The sequence below is a fragment of the Bernardetia sp. Wsw4-3y2 genome, assembly GCF_037126295.1.
In the GTDB taxonomy this organism is placed as follows: Bacteria; Bacteroidota; Bacteroidia; order Cytophagales; family Bernardetiaceae; genus Bernardetia.
In genome coordinates, this window is the sequence record NZ_CP147017.1 from 791,161 (window position 1) to 810,918 (window position 19,758).

Here is a 19,758-nt window from a genome sequence, read left to right on the forward strand (position 1 = left end):
TATTCAAAAATAACCTTTTTTAGCCTTTTTTGACAAGAATAACTGAAATAAGTAAACAAAACACTGAAAGTCAATTAGTTAAAAACCGAGTTCACGTTAGTTATGATTTGCGTTGGGCAACACATGACTTTGATGTAGGCTGGCTAGTTGGTTTTGGTTTTAGATATGAAACTGGTAGTTGGCGTTGGTTTTCTACAGAATTCCGACATTACTGGGGAAGAAATAGTGTCTTTTTAGATAGATTTGGATTTCCTGTCAGAAATTCTGTTTTTTCACTTCGTTTGGCATATAGTTTTCCTGTAAAGATGAAATAATACTACTAAGATAAAACAGGGTTAAACCCTGTTCAATTTATAATTCTGCCATTTTCGGTGTTGCCAACAACGATAGTAAAACTCAAATAAACTTATGTTACACTGTAATAAGATTATTCATAAGCGCAAAAACCTTCATCGTTCTACAAAAATAGAATAATAAAGGTTTTTAATTTTACCGAAATAAAATTGGATTTTGGAATAGAATTTCTTTTAATTTATTTTCTAGCTTATTTTTCTAAATAAGAAGAAAGTTTTTCAACCAAATCATCGAAATTTACAGGTTTTTGCATATAATCATTGATTCCTACTGCACTAAAATCTTTTGCAGTATAATTACGAGCATTTCCAGTAATTGCAATAATTGGAATTTTAGCTTTTTTAGGATCACTCATAGCACGAATTTTTTTAGCACATTCCATTCCGTCCATTTTTGGCATATTGATGTCCATTAATATCGCATCAAAATCTCCCATTGCCATTGCTTCCAACACTTGTAAACCGTCTTTTGCTGTTTCAATTTCATAATTTTGAAATTGCAATACTTTGCGAGTAATGTTTTGAATTACAGAACTGTCTTCTGCAATAAGTATTTTTTTAGAACCCATAATAAATATATTCGAATGATAAAAATGGTAAATGAAAATTAGAAAATAATAATAATTAATTATAGGCATTCAAATACCATACTAACTGGCTACTAATTATTTTCTCATTTTTTATATAATTGTATTTTTTTATGTTTTTTTTTAACTCAAAATCAATAATTGATTTGTTTGTTCTCAAATCTACACTACTTTTAGCAAAATGCAAAATTTTTTATTCTATTATTCTCATTAAATGAGCATAATAAAGTGTTTTTTTTGAAAATTTGCTTATTTATGAATTACAATACCTAATTCATTCGAAATTTGTATTTCTTGTGTTTTAAGTTCTTGATAAATAAGTAGTAATTTTTCTATTTCTTCCTGACTTTGATTATTTGCTTTTTTTATTTTTCGTAAGTTTTCATTCAAAATTCCTTTTAGAAAAACTCTTTTCAGATGTAAAATAGTTTGAGGGATAATAGTAGCTAGTTGTTTTTCTTCATTTGGAATAACAAGTTGCATGCGTTTTTCCCAATTTGGACTAATCTGAGAAGAATCAGTCAAAAATCCTGTAACAATTTGTATTAATTTTTCATCATTCTGAATAAAATCGGTTAATAATTCTTGATACGAAATTTTGATGTCATTAATTCGTGCATTTTCATAAATAATACGAAGCTGTGCATAAGAAGGATTTAGTGATGGAATTTCACTTATCTCTTCCAAAATATAGTCACAAATATACTCTCCTCCTGCAATAGTTTGATGTCCATAACGAATCATCAGGCGTGTGATTTCATCTTCATACTGACGAAAAAAAGCTGTATTTTGCTGTTCTTTTTTTTGTTGAGGATTTAATGCAGCTTCTAATTCGGATAAATCAATGGCTTGTCCTCCAAACTCTTCATAATAATTTGATTCATTTTGAAAACCTTGTTCGTGCTCTGCTTGTCCATATTCAGAAGGTGGAAAATAGCCAAACTCATCAGAAGAATTATTTTGGGTATTGGTCTGACTAGTTCTATTCTGATGTCTTTCTCTGTGTTGTCTGTTTTTATCTCTTTCTTGTTCCTTTAGTTTTTGCGCTGCTCTTTTATGAATGAATTTATTGGTTTCCAAGATTACGTCTTGCTCACTTATTTCCATCCAATGTGCCAATTCTTTTGTCAATAACGAACGCTTGAAAACATCAGGAACTACAGCAATCGTTTGGCAAAGCTCTTTTAATGCACTCGCCCTTGCCATTGGGTCATCCTTATCAGGTACTAAAACTTGATATTTAAAACGCAAAAAATTCTGCGCTTTGGATTCCAAATAATTTTTAGTTTTTTCTCCTCCTTGTTCTGTAACAAATGTATCAGGGTCGTGTCCTTCTGGCAAAACGACAGCTTGAACATCTAATCCTTGTTCTAAAATAATATCAATTCCACGAATAGCAGCCTTTAAACCAGCTTTATCTCCATCAAAAAGCAGTGTTACACGGTCTGTAAAACGTTTTAGAAGGTTTATCTGTCCATCTGTAAGTGATGTTCCCGAACTTGCCACTACATTCTCAATTCCTGCTTGATGCAATCCAATTACATCAGTATAACCTTCTACCAAATAACAATTTTCTTCTCTACGAATAGAATTTTTTGCTTGAAAAATTCCATAAAGAACATGGCTTTTTTGATAAATTTCTGTTTCTGGACTATTCAGATACTTGGGTTGTTGGTCTTTTTTTAAGGCTCTTGCTCCAAAACCGATTGTTCTACCTGAAACATTATGAATTGGAAACATTACACGCCCACGAAAACGGTCATAATGTCTATCCTCTTTCTTTATTACTAGTCCTGTATCTTCTAAAAACTGGCTACTATATCCTTTTTCAGTAGCAGCTTTTAGGATAGAATCCCATTGATCAAAAGCATATCCTAACTCAAATTTTTCTTGTGTTTTTTGGATAAATCCACGTTCTTTGAAATAACTTCCTCCAACAGATTTGCCTTCGTCAGTATTTTTAAGATTTTCAGTATAGAATTTTTGTGCAAAAGCAAGAACAATTAAAAGACTTTCTCGGTGTTGTTGTTCTTGTTTGGCTTCGTCACTACGTTCGCTTTCTTCAGGAATTTCGATACTATATTTTCCTGCAAGAAACTTTAAAGCCTCAGGATAACTCAGATTTTCATGCTCCATCACAAAGGTAATACTATCACCACCTTTTCCACAGCCAAAACATTTAAAAATACCTTTACTTGGTGTAACAACAAACGAAGGTGTTTTTTCTTGGTGAAAAGGACAACATGCTTTAAAACTAGAACCTTGTTTTTTAAGCGTAACAAAATCACCCACTACTTCTTCAATGTGGGCATTTTCTCTTATTTGGTCGATGATGTGAGAGGGAATAGACATACTACAAAATTACGAAAAAGTAATTAGTATAACTAAAAATCTAAAATTGCTGTGAAGTGCAGAAATAGTTATTAACTAACTAAAATTAACAAAACATTTTACAGATTAGCTAGGTTAGAAATTGTATTTTTTCAACTATTATTTTAATATATAATCTCTTTATGGTACTTTTAGAAGACAACTATTTTCTTTTAGAATATTATGAGCAATACAACTGTATATATTACAAATCAAAAGGCTTTACTCCAAGTAAACTTTTTAGGCAAAATATGGAAAAGGTAAATGAAGCCATACAAGCAAAGAAAGCAAATATCTTCATTAGTGATCTGACTGATGCTGGAGTAATAGCACAAGAAGACCAAGAATGGATTATTTCAGAATTTATACAGAAAATCATTCCTATGGGTATTACTAATCCTATTGCTATTTTCCCAACTTCTATTTTTGGAAAATTATCTGCTCAAGCTATACAAAAAAAATTACAGGAAAATGAAGGCTTATTTCCTATGATTTTCAATTCAAAAGAAGAAGCTTTTGAATGGATACAGAATCAAAATTAATAACAATATAAAAAGTTTGATAAACCAACTTTATAAAATTGTTTTATCAAACTGTCTTTTCTTCTATAAAAGAAAAAAAATTATTTACTAATCACTTCAACAGATTGATAAATCTTATCAATAAGTTCTTTTTTATCCCAAGGTTTGGATAAGAAAAAGTGCATATTTCCTTCTTTAAAAGCATTTTGAATAGCTTCATCCTCAGCTTGACCAGAAAGCATGATTTTAGCTACATTTGGAAACTGTTTGTTTATTTCAACCAACAGTTCATCTCCTTTCATTTCAGGCATCAGCCAGTCGGTAATTACAACTAATGTATTGATGTTTCTTTCTGTGAGAAAATCTAGAATTTCTAATGCTTCATCTCCACTCTCTGCTGTTTCAATGATAAAATCATCATTAAACTCTTGCATTAATTGAATTTTGAGACTTCCTAGAATAATATGGTCATCATCTACACATAGAATTGCTTTTGTTTTTTTTGCTTTCGCCATAAGATAAAAATTTTGAATACGTTTATAATTATAATAGTGGTTTTCAAAGTTAGTTAAATTATCTTTATTTCTTACCAAAAGTAAATTACATCGTAGTAAAATGATATAAATAACACTTTCTTCATAAAATTCAGAAAATACAACTTCTTGACTATTTGTCAATTGATTAATATTTTATCGAATTAATTTGTTTTGAAATAAACAGTTCTTCAATAAAAATAGAAACTGTTAAGTTTTACTTATAGAGGTAATTCTACAAAAAAAGTAGTTCCCTTACCTATTTGAGTTTCGAACCAAATCTTACCACTGTGTTTTTCTACAATTTTTTTGGTAATATCTAGTCCCAATCCACTTCCTTCACCTTCTCGTTTGGTTGTAAAGAAAGCATCAAATATTTTATCTTGTATATCTATTGGTATACCAGCTCCTGTATCTGTTACGGAGACAACTACCTTTTTGTTATATGAATCTGTGACTAACTTTGTAGTAATATTTAGTTCTCCTTTGCTTTCCATTACTTGAATGGCATTATAAATAAGATTTGTCCAAACTTGTACTAGCTCATCTGGGTATCCCATAAATTCAGGAATTTCTTCTAAACGAAGCTGTAAGTCTATTCCACGCTTGAATTGATTTTCATAAAGAACGATTGTATCTTCAATACCACGATTAATATTTATTATTGCTTTCTCTCCTGTTTTGTCTTGACGAGAAAAGTTTTTAAGAGCAAAAATAATTTTAGAAGCCTTATCAGTAGCTAGTTTTATTGTCTTGTTATTCTTGGCAATTCTTGATAATTGGTGTGCTACTTTAAAAGTATAACAAGGATCTTCTGTTTCTAATAAAGGTTTATAAAGTTCTGGATTATTATATACTTCTAATTCTACTATAAAATTAGCTATTGTATCTGCCTCATCAATTTGTAATTTTTCAAACTCTTCTATCAATCTATATTTTATTGCTCGTTTTTCTCTAGAAGAAAAATTATTTTTGGCATTTGCTGAATACTTGATTAAATTATTAAAAATAAGCGATTTCTCAGGAGATAATCCTTGTAAAAACCCAGTAAGACGAGGTAAAAGTCCATCCATTGTAACAACTGAATTATCAGCTGAAGAACGAATTGCTCCTAGAGGTGTATTTATTTCATGCGCTACATTGGCAGCAAGCTGTCCTAAAGTAGCCATTTTTTCCGTTTCGATAAGTTGTCTTTGTGCAGCTTGCACCTTTTTCATTTCTTCTTGTAAATCTCTAAATTTTAGGCGTAATTCTAATTGTGTAACAACTTGGCGTCCTAATGTTGTTAAAGCAAATTTTTGAGCTTCTGTTAGTTTTTTAGGTTTATTATCAATAACACAGAGCGTTCCTAGATTTAGTCCTTCTGGATTTTTGAGTGGCATTCCTGCATAAAAGCGAATATTTAATCCATCTTTATCGGCTACAAGTGGATTGTCATGAAAGCGTTCGTCTTCAAGTGCATTTTCTACTTCAAAAATGTCATCTTGTAAGATAGCATGAGCACAAAAAGCCATATCTCTATGTGTTTCTAGAGCATCTAATCCTACCTTTGCTTTGAACCATTGACGTTCTGAATCTATCAAGGAAACTAAAGAAATTTCTGATTCACAGATTTGTGAGGCTAATTTTACCAAATCGTCAAACTCTTTTTCAGATTCAGTATCCATTACCTCATAGCGTAAAAGAGCTTCTAAACGTTCATTCTCATTAGTAGGTAAAGGTGCTGAAATCATAAGTTACAAAAGTAAGGGTAAAGAAGAAGTTGAAGGGAGGGAATTATAATTTATGAAGTAGTAAACTTCTAAATAAATTTACAAAATTGTGATTACAAAAAATAAGCCGAATTAAATTTGATTCTTTATCAAAAAACAGCTTAAAATATGAATTAAAAAGTATTTTTCTTGAAACCAAAAATTAGTAGAAATAGTTATTCTTTGAAAGAAAAAATATCTAAATAAAAAAAAACACAACTTCGCAAACATTACACAACCCTTTGTTTTTGTTTAAAAAAAACAAACAAAAACATAACAAAATAGCATTTTAATCTAAATATTCATTACTTTTGTTGAGTTTACTAAAGAATTATCTGATTATCAAGACAAGTTTATATTTTAGGTTTTAGATTAGCTTCTCCTTTTAAATTATTTATTTAGATATTTACTCAACAATCAGAAAATGAAAACAGAAATAGCAAGAAATGAAAACTACGAAATTTATGTAGATACTGACAAAAATAGAGCATACATTAAAGTAATTGGCAGATGGATGAATAGAGATAAAGTAAAAGATTTCTTTCCTGATTGGAAGAAGGCTGCTAGTTTTATGAAACCTCATTTCACTATTTTTGCAGATATTCGTTTGATGGGAAGTATGTCTAAGGAAGTAGAAAATCTACATCAAGAAATACAGGTTTATCTTGTTGAACAAGGGCTTTTAGTAACAGCCCAACTTGCTTCTGCTGATGATCTTGCTGATTATCAAATCCACCGTTCGACACAGAGAGCTAAACATCCAATTATAAAATTTGCTACTAGAGACGAAGCTGAATTTTATCTTGATGAAGTTGCATCAGAGAGAAAATAAGAATACACAATAGAAAGTAGAAAATTATTGCTTAAAATTCATAATAATTCTTTTCTATTTTCTATTAAAAAAACTGTGTTTATTTTTTTGACTATATTTTTTTAAGATTCATCAGAAAATGTTTCTACCTCATCTGTATTTTCTTCATTTTCTTCTTCTATTTCTTGTTCGTCAATCGGATCATCTTCTAATTCGCTATCTTCATTAAGTTGATTAGCCAAAATTGCTCCTGCACCCACAGCAGTAGCTATTGCAGCAGCATCGCCAATATCAATTGCATCTTCGTCATATTCTGTATCATCATAATCGTCTTCATAGTCGTCTTCATAATCATCATCAAAAAAATCTTCATCATCAAATTCATCTCCACCCACAGAGTTTGAACGCTTATACATTCTCCTTACTCTTTCAATATCTCCTTTTATTTTTAAAGAATCAGCAACACCCAGTTGAAGGTCAATTTCTATTTGTTCTATAAAATCCATCTCCTCTTCAGTAACAATATTATCTTCCATTACTCTATCTATAAGATTTTGTAAAACTTGGATTTTAATGCTATTAAGTTCTGAGTCAGACATTCCTAGTTTAGATTGTAAGGCTCTAACATCAGACATTTCATCATTTGTAATGACACCATCCTCACAGGCTTCTAAAATAGCCACAAAAAGTTGTTGTCTTGCTTGGATAGCTCTACTTGAATCTGGACTTGGAGCAGCCGAACCACTAAAAAGCTGTTGAAATTTATTAATAAGGTTTTTAAGCAAACTCATAATCGCAGTATTTTTATACAAAAATTGAAAGTAAAAACTCAATAAAAAACTTTTCTAAAGATTTTATTGAATGCTTTCACAAAGTAACATTTTTTTTTAAAATTTCTAGCATTATATGGCTTTTTATTGACATTGTGGGCAACAGTTTTTACAAATAACTTTTTTCTTCTAATTTATCCAAAATAAATCCTATACTTTCTTTTATCGTAAATTTACTACTATCGATGATTATATCTACTTGATTTGGTAATGGTTTTTCAAAAGGACTACTAATTCCTGTAAACTCCTTTATTTCTCCTGTGCGTGCTTTTTTGTAAAGTCCTTTTACATCTCTTTGTTCACAAGTTTCCAAAGGACAATCAATAAAAACTTTGAACAAATTAATAGTACTCTGAGAATCTTGAAAAACTTTACTTTTTTGAAAAATATCAGTAAGCAATTTTTGATTTTGATGAGTCGGAGTAATAAAAGAAGCCAATACAACAAAACCACTCTCATAGAAAAGTTTGGCTACCTCTGCCGAACGACGAATATTTTCATTTCTATCTACTAAAGAAAAACCTAAGTTACTGTTGAGTCCATTTCTGAGCAAATCACCATCTAGTTTTTTGAGTAAAGTAGAAGGATACCTAGTATGTAATTCTTCAAAAAGAGCATCTGAAAGTGTTGTTTTGCCAGAACCTGAAAGACCAATAAACCAAATAACACAAGGCTTCATAGAAATTAAAAAGTAAGATTTTAGAAATCAAAATTAAAAGAAATACATACAAATTATGATATTGTTGGTATCACTTCGATTAAAAGACCTAAGAATATCATCAATATGTTTTTTCTAAAGAGTAAAAATTTAATTAAAACCCATCTTTTAAAACTTTTTGTTTTAACACTCTCTTCAAAACGCAAATTTAACAATTCTACCAAATCAAATTTAATTAAATAAGTTGTAAGTTGTATATTTGTAATCCATTAGATACAAAACAAACGCATTTTACACAGTATTTAAAATAAAATTAAGCCATAAAAATTACTATTATTTGGTTTATTTTCTTTATCGTCTTACTCTAAAACAGAATAGCATTGAAAGTCATAGAACATTTAAACGCAAATAAAGGTAAAACCCTTTTTTCATTCGAACTTATTCCACCTCTAAAAGGAGAAAGCATTCAATCTATTTTTGATGCTATGAACCCTTTAATGGAATTTAATCCTCCATTCGTTGATGTTACTTATCATAGAGAAGAATATGTATATAAAACACGTGGTGAAGGACTTTTGGAGAAAAAAGTAACTCGTAAACGTCCTGGGACAGTTGGTATTTGTGCAGCTATTATGAATCGTTATCAAGTAGATGCTGTTCCTCATATTATTTGTGGAGGCTTTTCAAAAGAAGAAACTGAAAATGCTCTTATAGACTTGTCTTTTTTAGGAATTGAAAATGTACTTGCTCTTCGTGGAGACGCTGTCAAATCAGAAGGTTCTTTCATTCCAGAAAAAGATGGACATAATTATGCTGTTGATTTAATTGGGCAGATTGTAAATATGAATGAAGGAAATTATATCGATGATGATTTGCATCACCCAATTCCAACAAATTTTTGTATTGGTGTAGCTGGTTATCCTGAAAAACACTTTGAATCGCCAAACTTAAATAGTGACATGGCATATTTGAAAGCTAAGGTAGATGCAGGAGCAGAATATATTGTTACTCAAATGTTTTTTGATAATGCAAAATATTTTTCATTTGTAGAAAAATGTAAAGAGGCAGGTATTAATGTTCCAATTATTCCAGGTTTGAAGCCTTTTACCACACAAAAACAACTTAGTGTTTTGCCTCGTATTTTTCATATTGATATTCCAGATGATTTAGTAGCTGCTATTTCTGCTTGTAAAGATAACAAAGCTGTTGTAGAAGTAGGCATAGAATGGGCTGTTCAGCAATCAAAAGAACTTATGGAAAAAGGTGTACCATGTCTGCATTATTATACAATGGGGCGTTCGGGAGCAACTGAAAAAATTGCAGCACAATTATTTTAAATTGATTTAGATAAGAAATACAAAAAAGACCATTTCAAAAACAAATTTGAAATGGTCTTTTGATTAATAAAAAATTCCTTTAAAAAGAATTTCTATAAAATTTACATTTCCTTAATTGCATTCTTAACCAATTTCAAAACTTCTTTTTCACCTTTTTTTGCTGTTTTGTGGTAGGTTTTTGCTTTTTCTAAAGTTTCTTCAATAAAGGTTGCATCATCAAAGGAAGCAGTATTAATCTTTACATTCAAGTAAGCTCCACGCAATGCAGCACGTACACAAATTGCACCTACACCTGTATCAGAAGCCGAATTTGGGTTTCCTGTTTTGGCTAATTTTTCTAACCAGTCAAACATAGAAGCGCAAATTTCCATCATTCTCAACGGAACTTCAATCGCATTTTTTGTGGCATCCGAAATAGCTTTTTTTCTTGCAGCAATATCCGTTTCAGTTTCTTTTGGTAAACCAAAAGCATTCATAATTCCATTAAAAGCATGAGTATCTTCATCCACTAAAGCCAAAAGTTGATTTTTATAAATTTGTCCTTCTTCTGCTAAATCTGAAAACTCTTTCCAACGACTGTCCCAACCTCTTTTATGTGAAGAAAGATTGGCTACCATCGTTCCTAAAGCTGCTCCCAAACTTCCTACATAAGCTGAAATAGAACCTCCCCCTGGTGCTGGCGATTCAGAAGCTGTTTCTTCTGCAAACTCTGTTAAGTTTTTTTGAAGTAAAGGCGTTTTTGTAGCATCAGCAATTTTGTATTCAATAATTTTTTCTTGTGGATAAAATGGCTTCAAATCATCTAAACCCATTGATTTGATAGCAATTTTTATCAATTCTTCTTCCGAAACTCCTGTCGAACGCTCTTGCTGTTCTAAGAAATATCTACCTGCCGAAGTCATCATTTTTAATGGAACTAAACCTACTATTTCTGTTCCTGTTACACGCATTCCACGAGATTCTGCACTTTTTCGTGTTTCTTCAAAGGCAATATGTAAAGGAGTTGCTTTTACGTCAGTAATATTCATAGAAACTTGTGCAATTCCATATTCTTCGATAAACCAACCAATTCCTTTTGTTCCTTTACATGTTCCTTCTTGTCGTAGTGGTTCGCCTTTTTTGTCTTCTTTTATCTTTCCTGTAATTGGATTTCCTTCTCTCAATACTCTTCCAGCTTCACGTACATCAAAGGCTACAGAGTTTGCACGTCTTGAAGAAGTAGTATTTAAATTAAAATTAACAGCAATTAAAAAGTCTCTTGCACTTATTGCTGTTGCACCTGTTTTTGGTCTAAATTCAGCTTTTCCAAAGTCTGGAGTTTCTGTTTTGATTCGTTCTTTTAGTCCTTCATATTCTCCTTGTCTTACAAAAGCTAAGTTTTTACGCTCTTTTTTTGTAGCTGCATTTTCATACAAATAAACAGGATAATCTAGCTCTTTTCCTACTCTTTCAGCTAATTTGTGTGCTAATTTTGCTGTTTCTTCCATCGAAATATTAGCAATCGGAATAAGTGGACAAACATCTGTTGCACCAAAACGAGGGTGTTCGCCTGTGTGTTTGCTCATATCTATGAGTTCTTTCGCCTTTTTCATCGCTAAAAAAGCTGCTTCCAAAACAGGTTCTGGTTCGCCTACAAAAGTTACAACAGTTCTGTTGGTTGCTTTTCCTGGGTCGACATCTAAAAGCGAAACGCCTTCTACACTTTCAATTTGTTTAGTAATCTGATTGATAATATCCATATTACGCCCTTCTGAAAAGTTAGGAACGCATTCAATTAATTGTTTCATGTGTTTGGTTTTCTGATATAAAATTGAAAAAAATGATTTTAATTTTAAAGGAATAAAGGTATAAAAATAATGAGTAATTTTTGTAACTTGATAAAAAAGGATTATTTTTAGGAAATGACTATATTTAATCTTCCATATTTCTAATTTCAATAAATAAATTTTATAAAATACTTAAGCCATAAATCAATGCAGAATATAGATATAGCAAAACTACGTTTTGAAGAATTTAAACTTGAGTTTGAGAAATTTGAAAAGATTGATTTATCAGAAACAGATACAAGATCTAAAATATTAGATTATTTGCTCATAAAAGTGCTTGGCTGGGAAGAAGAAAATATTGATAGGGAGAAATATGTTCAAGAAGGTTACTATGACTATCTAATATCAGTACCATCTTTCAGTTTTGTATTAGAAGCTAAAAAAAACTTTGTGGAGATTCATTTACCAACTAATCATAAGAAGGCTAGTATAAATTCTTTATTGAAGGGTAATCAAAAAGTAATAGAACAAATAAGAAAGTACTTGTTTGAGGTAGGGGTACAGTATGGAGTTATCTCAAATGGAAGACAATTTATAATTGGGCAGTTTGTTAATTCAGATGGTAGTGACTGGAAAAAAAATTCTTGCATAATTTTTAATGGAATAGAGGATATAGACAAACGCTTTATAGAATTTTTTAATGCTTTGTCTAAAGTATCTGTAATAGAAAATGGGCGAATTTACTCAACAGAAATAAAAGAAGAGTTTAGAAAAAGCATTTATTCATCTTTACCAGTTAAAAATGCTGAGATTGTTAGAAATTCTTTAAGTTCTGAGCTTACACCAATATTAAATCAAGTATTTAATGAAATATATAAGCATGAAGTTTTAGATAATGAAGAATTAATAAAAGAGTGTTTTGTTGAGAATAAAGAAATAAAAAAAAATAAATCTGACATAGAAAAATTATTTGGGGATAGACCTCCGAATTTAAGTGAAGTAAGTGGAGCTAGAAATACACAAAGTATAATAGAACAAATAAGCGATGAGTTTAAAAACTACCCAATAGGAACGAGAGATATTGAACCTCCTAAACCCATATTAATAATTGGTTCAAAAGGTGCTGGTAAGACGACATTTATTAACTACCTTTTTAAGTCAGGTATAGAGAATGAAATTTTAAATAAACGTCCTTATGTTTATTTAGATTTTCGTAAATATGTAGATGAAGACTTAAAAATAATAAGTGAAAAAATTTATAAAGATATTATTAGTAATATTCATGAGCGTTACGAAAGTTTAAAACTATATTCTAGAAAAGTTTTAGAAAGAATTTACTTATCAGAAATAAAAGAATACAAAGAGATTTGGACTTCACCAGTAGATGAAAATGAATATGATAAATATTTAAGAGAATTTTTAAATGAAAGAACAAAAGATTATGAAAGTCATTTTAATAAAATATCTCTCTATTTTTTAAAAGAAAGGTACATGCGACTTACAATAATTATTGATAATGCAGATCAATTTAATTTAGATATACAGAAAAAAGTATTTCTTTTTGCACAAAGTATTAATAGAAAAGCAAAATGTGCTGTAATGCTATCTTTAAGAGAAGGATATTATTACGAATGGCGAAACAAACCACCTTTTGATGCTTTTGTAAATAATGTTTATCATATTACAGCTCCTCCATATGCTGAGGTATTACAGAAACGCATTGATTATGCTATTAAAAATGTTAATATGGTTGGAGAATCTACAGGTTCTTTAGGAATGAGTACGTTTAAGATAGATAATGATGCTATATTAGATTTTTTTCAAGGATTGAAGAATTCTATTTTTGGAAATGAAAATTCAGAAATGCTTAGATTTTTAGAAGAAACTACTTATCCTAATCTACGTGATGGACTTAATGTATTTAGAGATTTTCTCCTATCTGGACATACAGAAGTTTCAGAATATATAATAAGACAAAGAATGTCTGATGAAGAGCATCCTGAGTCTATACCGTTTTGGGAATTTTTAAAAGCTATTGCTTTGTTAAATAGGAAGTATTACAATCATAGTGAAAGTACTATACATAACCTATTTTACCCTGCTGAAGGAAGTGATTTTGTTTTTTTTAAAATAAAACTATTAATGTTTTTATTAGATAGAATTGAACAATATAATCAAACTGAAAAGTTTATACAAGCCTCAGAAATTATTGATTCATTTATGCAACAGGGCTTTAAAAGGTCTGTAATATTAAGTGAAATAAACGAACTATATGAATATCGATTAATAGAAACAAATGAAAATGCTTCTGATAGAGAGTTTAATAATAAGATGGAGAGTCAAGAAAGTATTAGTATATCTTTAAAAGGTAGATATTATATAGACGATTTAATAAACAGATATGTGTATATAGAATTATGTTTACAAGATACACCTATTTTCTATAAAGAATATTATAGTAAAATTAAAGATATATTTCCAATGGCAAATGATAAAGGAAAGAGGAATATTATAAAAAGGTATGAAACTGTTGAATTTTTTTTAGATTATCTAAAACACAGAGAAAAAGAAGAATTAGGTAGTGATGAAGTAGTGTCGAAACTAATGAATAAAGGACTAGAAGAAGATCTATATAAAATGAGAATGACTGTTAGTAAGCACAAAGCTACTAAGTATAAAGCTAAATAATATGCATAATCTCAAAAAATATGAAGTATCTACCCTATGAAAATCTAACTTATAAAACTCATTTATCAAAAGAAGAAATTCTAAAAAGATTGAATAACAAAACAGAACCCGAACAATGGATTCGAATGAGTGGTGTTTTTTCAAGTGGAAAGCACAAAGAATATGAAGGTGTTATAAATGAAAATTCTTTCAAAATCAGTCGTATTATTGGTTATCGAAATTCATTTTTACCAAGAATAGAAGGTAAAATCGAGGAAGGAAAAGGATCTACACTTATTCACATAAAAATGCGTTTACATACTTTTGTACTTGTCTTCTTAGTTATTTGGCTTTCAGTTATGTTTATAGCTGCTACTTTTCTTATTACTACTTTTTCACGAGAAGTAAGCCATCAATCTATTTCTAGTTTGGCTTCCTTTACTCCTTTTTTGATGATAATAATCATTTCCATTGTAACTATTTTAGCTTTTCATTATGAAGGAAATAAGTCAAAGGAATTTTTTCAAAATCTTTTTGAAGCAGAAAGACAAGCAAATCAAGGATAAAAAAAGGTCTTATTTACTTTTTAAATCCTTTCAATAAGAAATGAGTGTTAAAGATAGCATATAAACCTGTGCTAAAATTCAGTTCATTCGTCCCTAAATTATAAAATGGAGTGGCACGAAAAACTATCTTTGCATCATCTTTTGCAATATTTGGAATAGAAAAATTTGTCAGAACACGTAAAATAAACAAATTTCTCAAGGGTTCATTTTCTGTATTTGGCGCATAAATCCGACTTACAGAGCTATAAATATCTCCACCTAAGGGAGATGTAAAATCCTGTCCTCGCCAGTAAGACAACATAAGTTGATGTTTTTGTGTAGCCAACTCTAAATTAGCATACATACCCATCCCATTTTTAAAAGCAAAATTAGGAACAGAGGAGTTATCTATAAAAAACACACTATAAAGATGGGTTCTTATATATTTCAAATAGGAACTATTGTTTCCATTACTATCTTGAAAATAATAAGTTGTTTTGTTGCCAATTGCAGCATTAAAAATAGTTACCAAAGGATTATCTGTTGTATTGATTTGTCCTCCTTTATGAATAGCTGTAAGTTGAATTGGAATTGTACTTTTCCACTTTTTTTTATTTTTAGAAGTAATTATATTTCGTTCTATATTCAATCCAAAATGTAATTCTTCATCAAAATCTGAGTAAGGATAAATCATTGTTACCCAATCTATCCATGTATCTAACGACGTATTTTTGGATACATATTTATATTGTACTCCATTTTCAAGTCTTCTGTTTATTATATTCTCAAAATTGAATAATGGCTCTATTAAATTATGTTGTAGATTTCCTTCTAGGTTACCAAAAATAAATTGATGTTTATTTTTTTTATATAAGAACTGAAAATAAGGCTGTATTTGATTAAAACGGCTATTATTAGCTGCACTTCCAAAATCTTTTCGTAAAAATATACCTCCCGATATTTTGAGGGTTGTATCAGCAGAATAAGATAGTTTACTCAAAAAGTGTGAACCAAAAAGTGTATAGCCGTCTGCAACAGTTTCAAAAAACTCCCTATTACGAAAGAAACCAAAATAATCTATTTCAAGATTTAGCTGTCTTTGATTTGAGCTTGGATTTGAGTTTTTATTTACTTTTGAAGCAGAATCTGAAAAAGAATACAGTTCTTTTTTAGGGTAAAAAGAACTGTTATCTAATTGTGCAAAACCAAAAAAAGGAAATAAAATTGATAGCAATAAACTACTAAAGAATAGTTTAGAATAGATGATTTTCATTAATTTCTATTGTCTTTTATGTATTTTCCTTTTTCGTCCCACTCTCTAAGTGTATAAGGTTTTGTAGTTTTATCAAAAGGGTCTTCTGTATATTGTGTTTCTATATGACGTTGTCCTTTTGCATTCTTTGCTTTTCCATCATAATAACTCATCCAACGTTTCACACGTCTTCCATATTGATAATTACCCTCTTCTTTAATTGCTCCACTTTCATAAAAAGCAATATAGTGTCCGTCAATGTAATTACTTTCCATCGGAATTATTTCTTTTATTTTTGTTTTCTGCTTGTCATAATAGACAAACTTTGTATTTTTTGGAAAACCTTTATAATAAATCTCTTTATTTGTCAGGACACCACTAGAATGATAGTTTTCCCAACGTCCGTGTTTTGTACCTGCATAATAAATTCCACTTTCGACCACTTTTCCATTTTCTTTTCGCTCATAAGGACCGTGCAAAACGAGGTGACTTTCAGCATTTATACGAGGAAGTGTTTTTATTTTTTCAGATTTTATATCAAAGACATAATAAATATCTACCAAAGGATCAGGATTTCTAAAATCTTTAAGATAATAGAATGTTTCTACAATCGTCTTGCGTCCTTGTTCGTACTTTCTAAAAATACGTTTTGTTTCTAATCCGTAGTAATAGCCTTTTGGCTCTTTATTTTTCTTGTTTCTTTTTTTAGAAGTAGAACCATTTTTTTTCAAATCTAAAAATAGCATGGCCTCACCATCTGAAGTTGATTGAGTGGCTACGTCTCTATTTTTTTTATCTCCATTGAGTAAAATAATAGGTTTTGTATCTGTTGTTAATTGATTGGGAAGATTTTCGGAAAGAGAATCGGTTTGGGCAAATGAAATTTGAGAGAATATAGAAAGAAATATTCCCACAAAAATAATATAAGTTATGTTGAACTTCATAGTGTTTTTTATATATGCTTTATTTTTTACTTTATTTTTCTAAAAGAAGCTTTGATACTATCTATATCCGTAAATTTACAAAAATTACACCTATTCATTCTCAATTATATAAATTTTAACTATAAAAATCATAAATAGGATTAGAATAATTATAGCATTTTATAAAAAAATACTATAAATTAAATAAAAAAAGTCTGATTTTTTCTATAAAAAATCAGACTCTGAAATATGAATATATAAAAATTACTTTTTAGCAACAATAATTACTACAACTCCAATAAGACCTACAACTGCACCTCCAATAATAAGAGGATTTGTACTTGGCGCATTTTTTTCAGTCTTGATTTCTGTATTTGCAATTTTTAAGAGTGTTTTTGAAGAGGCTTCACTTTGATAAAAACCAAAAGCTGCAAGTAAAATACCAATAACTAATACTATAATTCCGACGGATTTTTTCATAAAATAATAAATTAAAAAAATAAAGATTAAAAAATATATATACTAAATTAATGGGAAATAAGATTGATATCTAGCTCTAAATCATCTTGATAATCTTCTCCACTTTCCATCATATCATAGTCATTTGATTTATAATACCAGTTTACTGTAACTTGTCCACCTTGATTGAGTGCATAGTCTTCAAACATCTCCAAAAACTCTAAAAAACAACGAGAACAAACTGTATTATAATAATTCATTTTGAACTCTAGTGTAATCGTACGAGCAGGTTCTTCTAAATATTCACTCGCCCATTTATAAATAGGAGCAAAAAATTCTTCTGTATATTCGTGATAACATTGCCCCGAAAACTCTAAAAGTCCCTTTGTAGAATCAAAACGAACTTCTGGAATATATTTTTTTCCTTCTATATAAAAAATAGGTGGATTCATGTACTTTATGATAAGTTAGCAAGTGTGATAAAATGTCTAGTATTTCATAGAAACAAGTTATAAGAAATAATCTAATTAACTAGTTGATAGAACCAATTTACAAAAAATAATTATGTAATAGAACATAACACAAAATTGTTTTGTAAAAGACAATTCTAAATTTAGAAAAAAAATAATTAAAATCAAATAATCAAAATCAATCTATTTGATTGTTTATTTTGGTTTTCTTCTACTAATTTAACTTAATAAACTTTTATCATTAAGGCTATAAAAAAATCCTCCTTCATCACTTGTTTGTATATCAAAAACACCTTTTGTGTGCAACTGATCAAGTTTTTTGGCAGCTTCTTCTATGGTTACACTTGCTTTCAAACAAAGGCGTGTAGCTGTAATATCTCCCTTTGCATCTACAGCATGACGAATCACATCAGCATCTGACAAAGGATCATTTGCTTTTAATTGTGTTGTAGAACTCAATCCTTGTAACTGAAAACGTAGATTTTGTTCGGTAGGAAATACGGAAAGTGCAAATTGTTTGACACGTCTTCCAAATCTATTTTTTTCGTACTTTTCTTCTAAAAGTTTTTGTTCTGTGAGTTCTGTCAGGACGAGCTGTGCCACCCAATAAGGAATTGCAGTACGTTGATGTAATTCTTGTGCTGTAATTTTCCCCTCATTTTCTTTGATGAGCTGAGCAATTTCCTTTGGACTCACATGACGCAATGCACGACGAGTCGCCCACTGCTTTACTTCTGAAGCAATGGCACTTACAAGGTAAGTTGCTCCAGTAATTACTGCCCAAATGAGTAAGATTTTCATTAACATATTTCTATTACTTTAAATTATAAAAGTTTTTTTTAGTCCAACTATTACGTTTTATACTAACTATGGCTTTCTATCTTCTAAAATACAAAATTTGAGCTAAAAGTTTTGAAAAGTTACTAAGAAAACTAATTTTAAAGTAGTTTATTATTTTAGAGGCAGATTTTACTCTTATCAAGTCATTTTTTAGAGTTTCTATTTTTATCGATTTGCTCTCTCTTCTTCACTTTTTTTGTAGGCTACCATTAACGAGTTTGAGAATACAAAATCATTTAAAGATTTTACATCTGAGTGTACAATTTGTTCTTTTGTTCCTTCCCATTCTTTATACCCTTCACTCAAAAAGACAATGTTTTTACCAATTTCCATAACTGAATTCATATCGTGAGTTACTACAATGGTTGTCATATTGTATTCTTCTGTGATTTCTAAAATCAAATTATCAATCATGATAGAAGTTTGTGGATCTAGTCCTGAGTTAGGTTCATCACAAAAAAGGTATTTTGGATTCATAACAATTGCTCGTGCAATTCCTACACGCTTCATCATTCCTCCACTAATTTCAGCAGGTTTTTTATCGTTTGAGCCTTCTAAGCCAACTCTTTTCAGACAGAAATTTACACGTTCTAATTTGTCAGCATCACTCATTCCTTTACTACGCATATCTAAAGGAAATCGCACATTTTGTTCTACTGTCATGGAATCAAAAAGTGCACTGCCTTGAAAAAGCATTCCTATTTGTTCTCGTATAGCTCTTTGCTCTTCTCGGTCAGATTCATATAAATTTTTTCCATCATAAAAAATTGAACCTTCATCTGGTTTTATTAGTCCTACTGTACACTTTAAGAGTACACTTTTTCCTGTTCCACTTGAGCCAATTATTAAGTTAGTAACGCCTTGTTTGAATTCAGCACTAATTCCTTTCAAAATTTCTTTTCCGTTAAAGGCTTTTTTTATGTTTTTTACTGTAATCACTGTTTATATTGATTAAATGAAGATGAATTGGTGTTTTTTAAACCTATTTATTTTAGAATCTTACTAGATAACAAACTGATCGGAAAACAGCCAATGAATTAGATTTGTTTAATTCTATACAAAACTAAACCAATTTTTATTTCTTT

General features: G+C 29.8%; 19 protein-coding genes. 6 read left to right on the forward strand and 13 right to left on the reverse strand.

Going from position 1 to position 19,758, the window contains the following annotated elements; all coding sequences use genetic code 11:
* The first annotated feature begins 29 nt into the window (after positions 1–29).
* Positions 30–314: a hypothetical protein gene (locus V9L05_RS03115; protein WP_338814349.1), complete on the forward strand. Its 285-nt coding sequence runs from the start codon at positions 30–32 to the stop codon at positions 312–314.
* Positions 315–544: 230 nt separating this feature from the next.
* Here the strand turns inward: V9L05_RS03115 and V9L05_RS03120 are convergent, their stop codons facing one another.
* Positions 545–922: a response regulator gene (locus V9L05_RS03120; protein WP_338790374.1), complete on the reverse strand. Its 378-nt coding sequence runs from the start codon at positions 920–922 to the stop codon at positions 545–547.
* 267 nt (positions 923–1,189) lie between these two features.
* Positions 1,190–3,292, reverse strand: coding sequence for a DNA primase (dnaG, locus tag V9L05_RS03125; protein WP_338790373.1), 2,103 nt, complete (start codon positions 3,290–3,292; stop codon positions 1,190–1,192).
* A 161-nt stretch (positions 3,293–3,453) separates the two neighbouring features.
* Here dnaG and V9L05_RS03130 point away from each other — a divergent pair, with 161 nt between their 5' ends.
* Positions 3,454–3,852 carry a hypothetical protein gene (locus V9L05_RS03130; protein ID WP_338790372.1) on the forward strand — a complete coding sequence of 133 codons (399 nt, stop codon included), beginning with the start codon at positions 3,454–3,456 and terminating at the stop codon, positions 3,850–3,852.
* 80 nt (positions 3,853–3,932) lie between these two features.
* On the opposite strand, the gene V9L05_RS03135 is transcribed toward V9L05_RS03130, so the two are convergent.
* Together V9L05_RS03135 and V9L05_RS03140 are read right to left on the reverse strand one after the other, a co-directional pair.
* Entirely contained in the window at positions 3,933–4,346 is a 414-nt protein-coding gene (locus V9L05_RS03135) for a response regulator (protein WP_338790371.1), read from the reverse strand.
* Positions 4,347–4,585: 239 nt separating this feature from the next.
* The gene (locus V9L05_RS03140; RefSeq protein WP_338790370.1) at positions 4,586–6,097 is read right to left on the reverse strand and encodes an ATP-binding protein; all 1,512 of its coding nucleotides are present in this window, start codon (positions 6,095–6,097) and stop codon (positions 4,586–4,588) included.
* A 442-nt stretch (positions 6,098–6,539) separates the two neighbouring features.
* On the opposite strand from V9L05_RS03140, the gene V9L05_RS03145 reads away from it, so the two are divergent.
* On the forward strand, positions 6,540–6,947 hold the full coding sequence (locus tag V9L05_RS03145; protein WP_338790369.1) for a hypothetical protein: 408 nt from the start codon (positions 6,540–6,542) through the stop codon (positions 6,945–6,947).
* Between the two features lie 101 nt (positions 6,948–7,048).
* Here the strand turns inward: V9L05_RS03145 and V9L05_RS03150 are convergent, their stop codons facing one another.
* Together V9L05_RS03150 and cysC are read right to left on the reverse strand one after the other, a co-directional pair.
* On the reverse strand, positions 7,049–7,717 hold the full coding sequence (locus tag V9L05_RS03150; protein ID WP_338790368.1) for a hypothetical protein: 669 nt from the start codon (positions 7,715–7,717) through the stop codon (positions 7,049–7,051).
* A gap of 148 nt (positions 7,718–7,865) precedes the next feature.
* Positions 7,866–8,435, reverse strand: a complete 570-nt coding sequence (gene cysC, locus V9L05_RS03155; RefSeq protein ID WP_338790367.1) for an adenylyl-sulfate kinase — start codon at positions 8,433–8,435, stop codon at positions 7,866–7,868.
* Positions 8,436–8,794: 359 nt separating this feature from the next.
* On the opposite strand from cysC, the gene metF reads away from it, so the two are divergent.
* Positions 8,795–9,751, forward strand: a complete 957-nt coding sequence (gene metF / locus V9L05_RS03160) for a methylenetetrahydrofolate reductase [NAD(P)H] (RefSeq protein ID WP_338814350.1) — start codon at positions 8,795–8,797, stop codon at positions 9,749–9,751.
* Between the two features lie 101 nt (positions 9,752–9,852).
* On the opposite strand, the gene ftcD is transcribed toward metF, so the two are convergent.
* Positions 9,853–11,538: a glutamate formimidoyltransferase gene (gene ftcD, locus V9L05_RS03165; RefSeq protein WP_338814351.1), complete on the reverse strand. Its 1,686-nt coding sequence runs from the start codon at positions 11,536–11,538 to the stop codon at positions 9,853–9,855.
* Between the two features lie 186 nt (positions 11,539–11,724).
* Between ftcD and V9L05_RS03170 the strand changes: the two genes are divergently transcribed.
* Positions 11,725–14,205 carry a hypothetical protein gene (locus V9L05_RS03170; RefSeq protein WP_338814352.1) on the forward strand — a complete coding sequence of 827 codons (2,481 nt, stop codon included), beginning with the start codon at positions 11,725–11,727 and terminating at the stop codon, positions 14,203–14,205.
* A gap of 20 nt (positions 14,206–14,225) precedes the next feature.
* Positions 14,226–14,750 (forward strand): hypothetical protein, encoded by a 525-nt coding sequence (locus V9L05_RS03175; protein ID WP_338814353.1) that lies wholly within the window; start codon positions 14,226–14,228, stop codon positions 14,748–14,750.
* Between the two features lie 13 nt (positions 14,751–14,763).
* Here the strand turns inward: V9L05_RS03175 and V9L05_RS03180 are convergent, their stop codons facing one another.
* The 6 genes from V9L05_RS03180 to V9L05_RS03205 form a co-directional block, all read right to left on the reverse strand.
* A complete protein-coding gene (locus tag V9L05_RS03180; RefSeq protein ID WP_338814354.1) occupies positions 14,764–16,002 on the reverse strand; it encodes a hypothetical protein in 1,239 nt (412 codons plus the stop codon).
* On the reverse strand, positions 16,002–16,925 hold the full coding sequence (locus tag V9L05_RS03185; RefSeq protein WP_338814355.1) for a hypothetical protein: 924 nt from the start codon (positions 16,923–16,925) through the stop codon (positions 16,002–16,004). The genes V9L05_RS03180 and V9L05_RS03185 overlap by 1 nt, the downstream gene beginning before the upstream one ends.
* Before the next feature lie 243 nt (positions 16,926–17,168).
* Positions 17,169–17,384: a hypothetical protein gene (locus tag V9L05_RS03190; protein ID WP_338790362.1), complete on the reverse strand. Its 216-nt coding sequence runs from the start codon at positions 17,382–17,384 to the stop codon at positions 17,169–17,171.
* Between the two features lie 47 nt (positions 17,385–17,431).
* A complete protein-coding gene (locus V9L05_RS03195) occupies positions 17,432–17,815 on the reverse strand; it encodes a DUF1987 domain-containing protein (protein ID WP_338790361.1) in 384 nt (127 codons plus the stop codon).
* A 237-nt stretch (positions 17,816–18,052) separates the two neighbouring features.
* Positions 18,053–18,634, reverse strand: coding sequence for a hypothetical protein (locus V9L05_RS03200; RefSeq protein ID WP_338790360.1), 582 nt, complete (start codon positions 18,632–18,634; stop codon positions 18,053–18,055).
* A gap of 204 nt (positions 18,635–18,838) precedes the next feature.
* On the reverse strand, positions 18,839–19,612 hold the full coding sequence (locus V9L05_RS03205; RefSeq protein ID WP_338814356.1) for an ATP-binding cassette domain-containing protein: 774 nt from the start codon (positions 19,610–19,612) through the stop codon (positions 18,839–18,841).
* Between the last annotated feature and the right edge of the window lie 146 nt (positions 19,613–19,758).

Excerpts from the sequence above, each read along its gene's own strand:
- ftcD (WP_338814351.1), bottom strand. The coding sequence starts at position 11,538 with ATGAAACAATTAATTGAATGCGTTCCTAACTTTTCAGAAGGGCGTAAT.
- V9L05_RS03200 (WP_338790360.1), bottom strand. The coding sequence starts at position 18,634 with ATGAAAATCTTACTCATTTGGGCAGTAATTACTGGAGCAACTTACCTT.
- cysC (WP_338790367.1), bottom strand. The coding sequence starts at position 8,435 with ATGAAGCCTTGTGTTATTTGGTTTATTGGTCTTTCAGGTTCTGGCAAA.
- V9L05_RS03150 (WP_338790368.1), bottom strand. The coding sequence starts at position 7,717 with ATGAGTTTGCTTAAAAACCTTATTAATAAATTTCAACAGCTTTTTAGT.
- V9L05_RS03180 (WP_338814354.1), bottom strand. The coding sequence starts at position 16,002 with ATGAAAATCATCTATTCTAAACTATTCTTTAGTAGTTTATTGCTATCA.
- V9L05_RS03140 (WP_338790370.1), bottom strand. The coding sequence starts at position 6,097 with ATGATTTCAGCACCTTTACCTACTAATGAGAATGAACGTTTAGAAGCT.
- V9L05_RS03145 (WP_338790369.1), top strand. The coding sequence starts at position 6,540 with ATGAAAACAGAAATAGCAAGAAATGAAAACTACGAAATTTATGTAGAT.
- V9L05_RS03190 (WP_338790362.1), bottom strand. The coding sequence starts at position 17,384 with ATGAAAAAATCCGTCGGAATTATAGTATTAGTTATTGGTATTTTACTT.
- V9L05_RS03130 (WP_338790372.1), top strand. The coding sequence starts at position 3,454 with ATGGTACTTTTAGAAGACAACTATTTTCTTTTAGAATATTATGAGCAA.
- V9L05_RS03170 (WP_338814352.1), top strand. The coding sequence starts at position 11,725 with ATGCAGAATATAGATATAGCAAAACTACGTTTTGAAGAATTTAAACTT.
- V9L05_RS03120 (WP_338790374.1), bottom strand. The coding sequence starts at position 922 with ATGGGTTCTAAAAAAATACTTATTGCAGAAGACAGTTCTGTAATTCAA.
- V9L05_RS03175 (WP_338814353.1), top strand. The coding sequence starts at position 14,226 with ATGAAGTATCTACCCTATGAAAATCTAACTTATAAAACTCATTTATCA.
- V9L05_RS03195 (WP_338790361.1), bottom strand. The coding sequence starts at position 17,815 with ATGAATCCACCTATTTTTTATATAGAAGGAAAAAAATATATTCCAGAA.
- V9L05_RS03185 (WP_338814355.1), bottom strand. The coding sequence starts at position 16,925 with ATGAAGTTCAACATAACTTATATTATTTTTGTGGGAATATTTCTTTCT.
- dnaG (WP_338790373.1), bottom strand. The coding sequence starts at position 3,292 with ATGTCTATTCCCTCTCACATCATCGACCAAATAAGAGAAAATGCCCAC.
- V9L05_RS03135 (WP_338790371.1), bottom strand. The coding sequence starts at position 4,346 with ATGGCGAAAGCAAAAAAAACAAAAGCAATTCTATGTGTAGATGATGAC.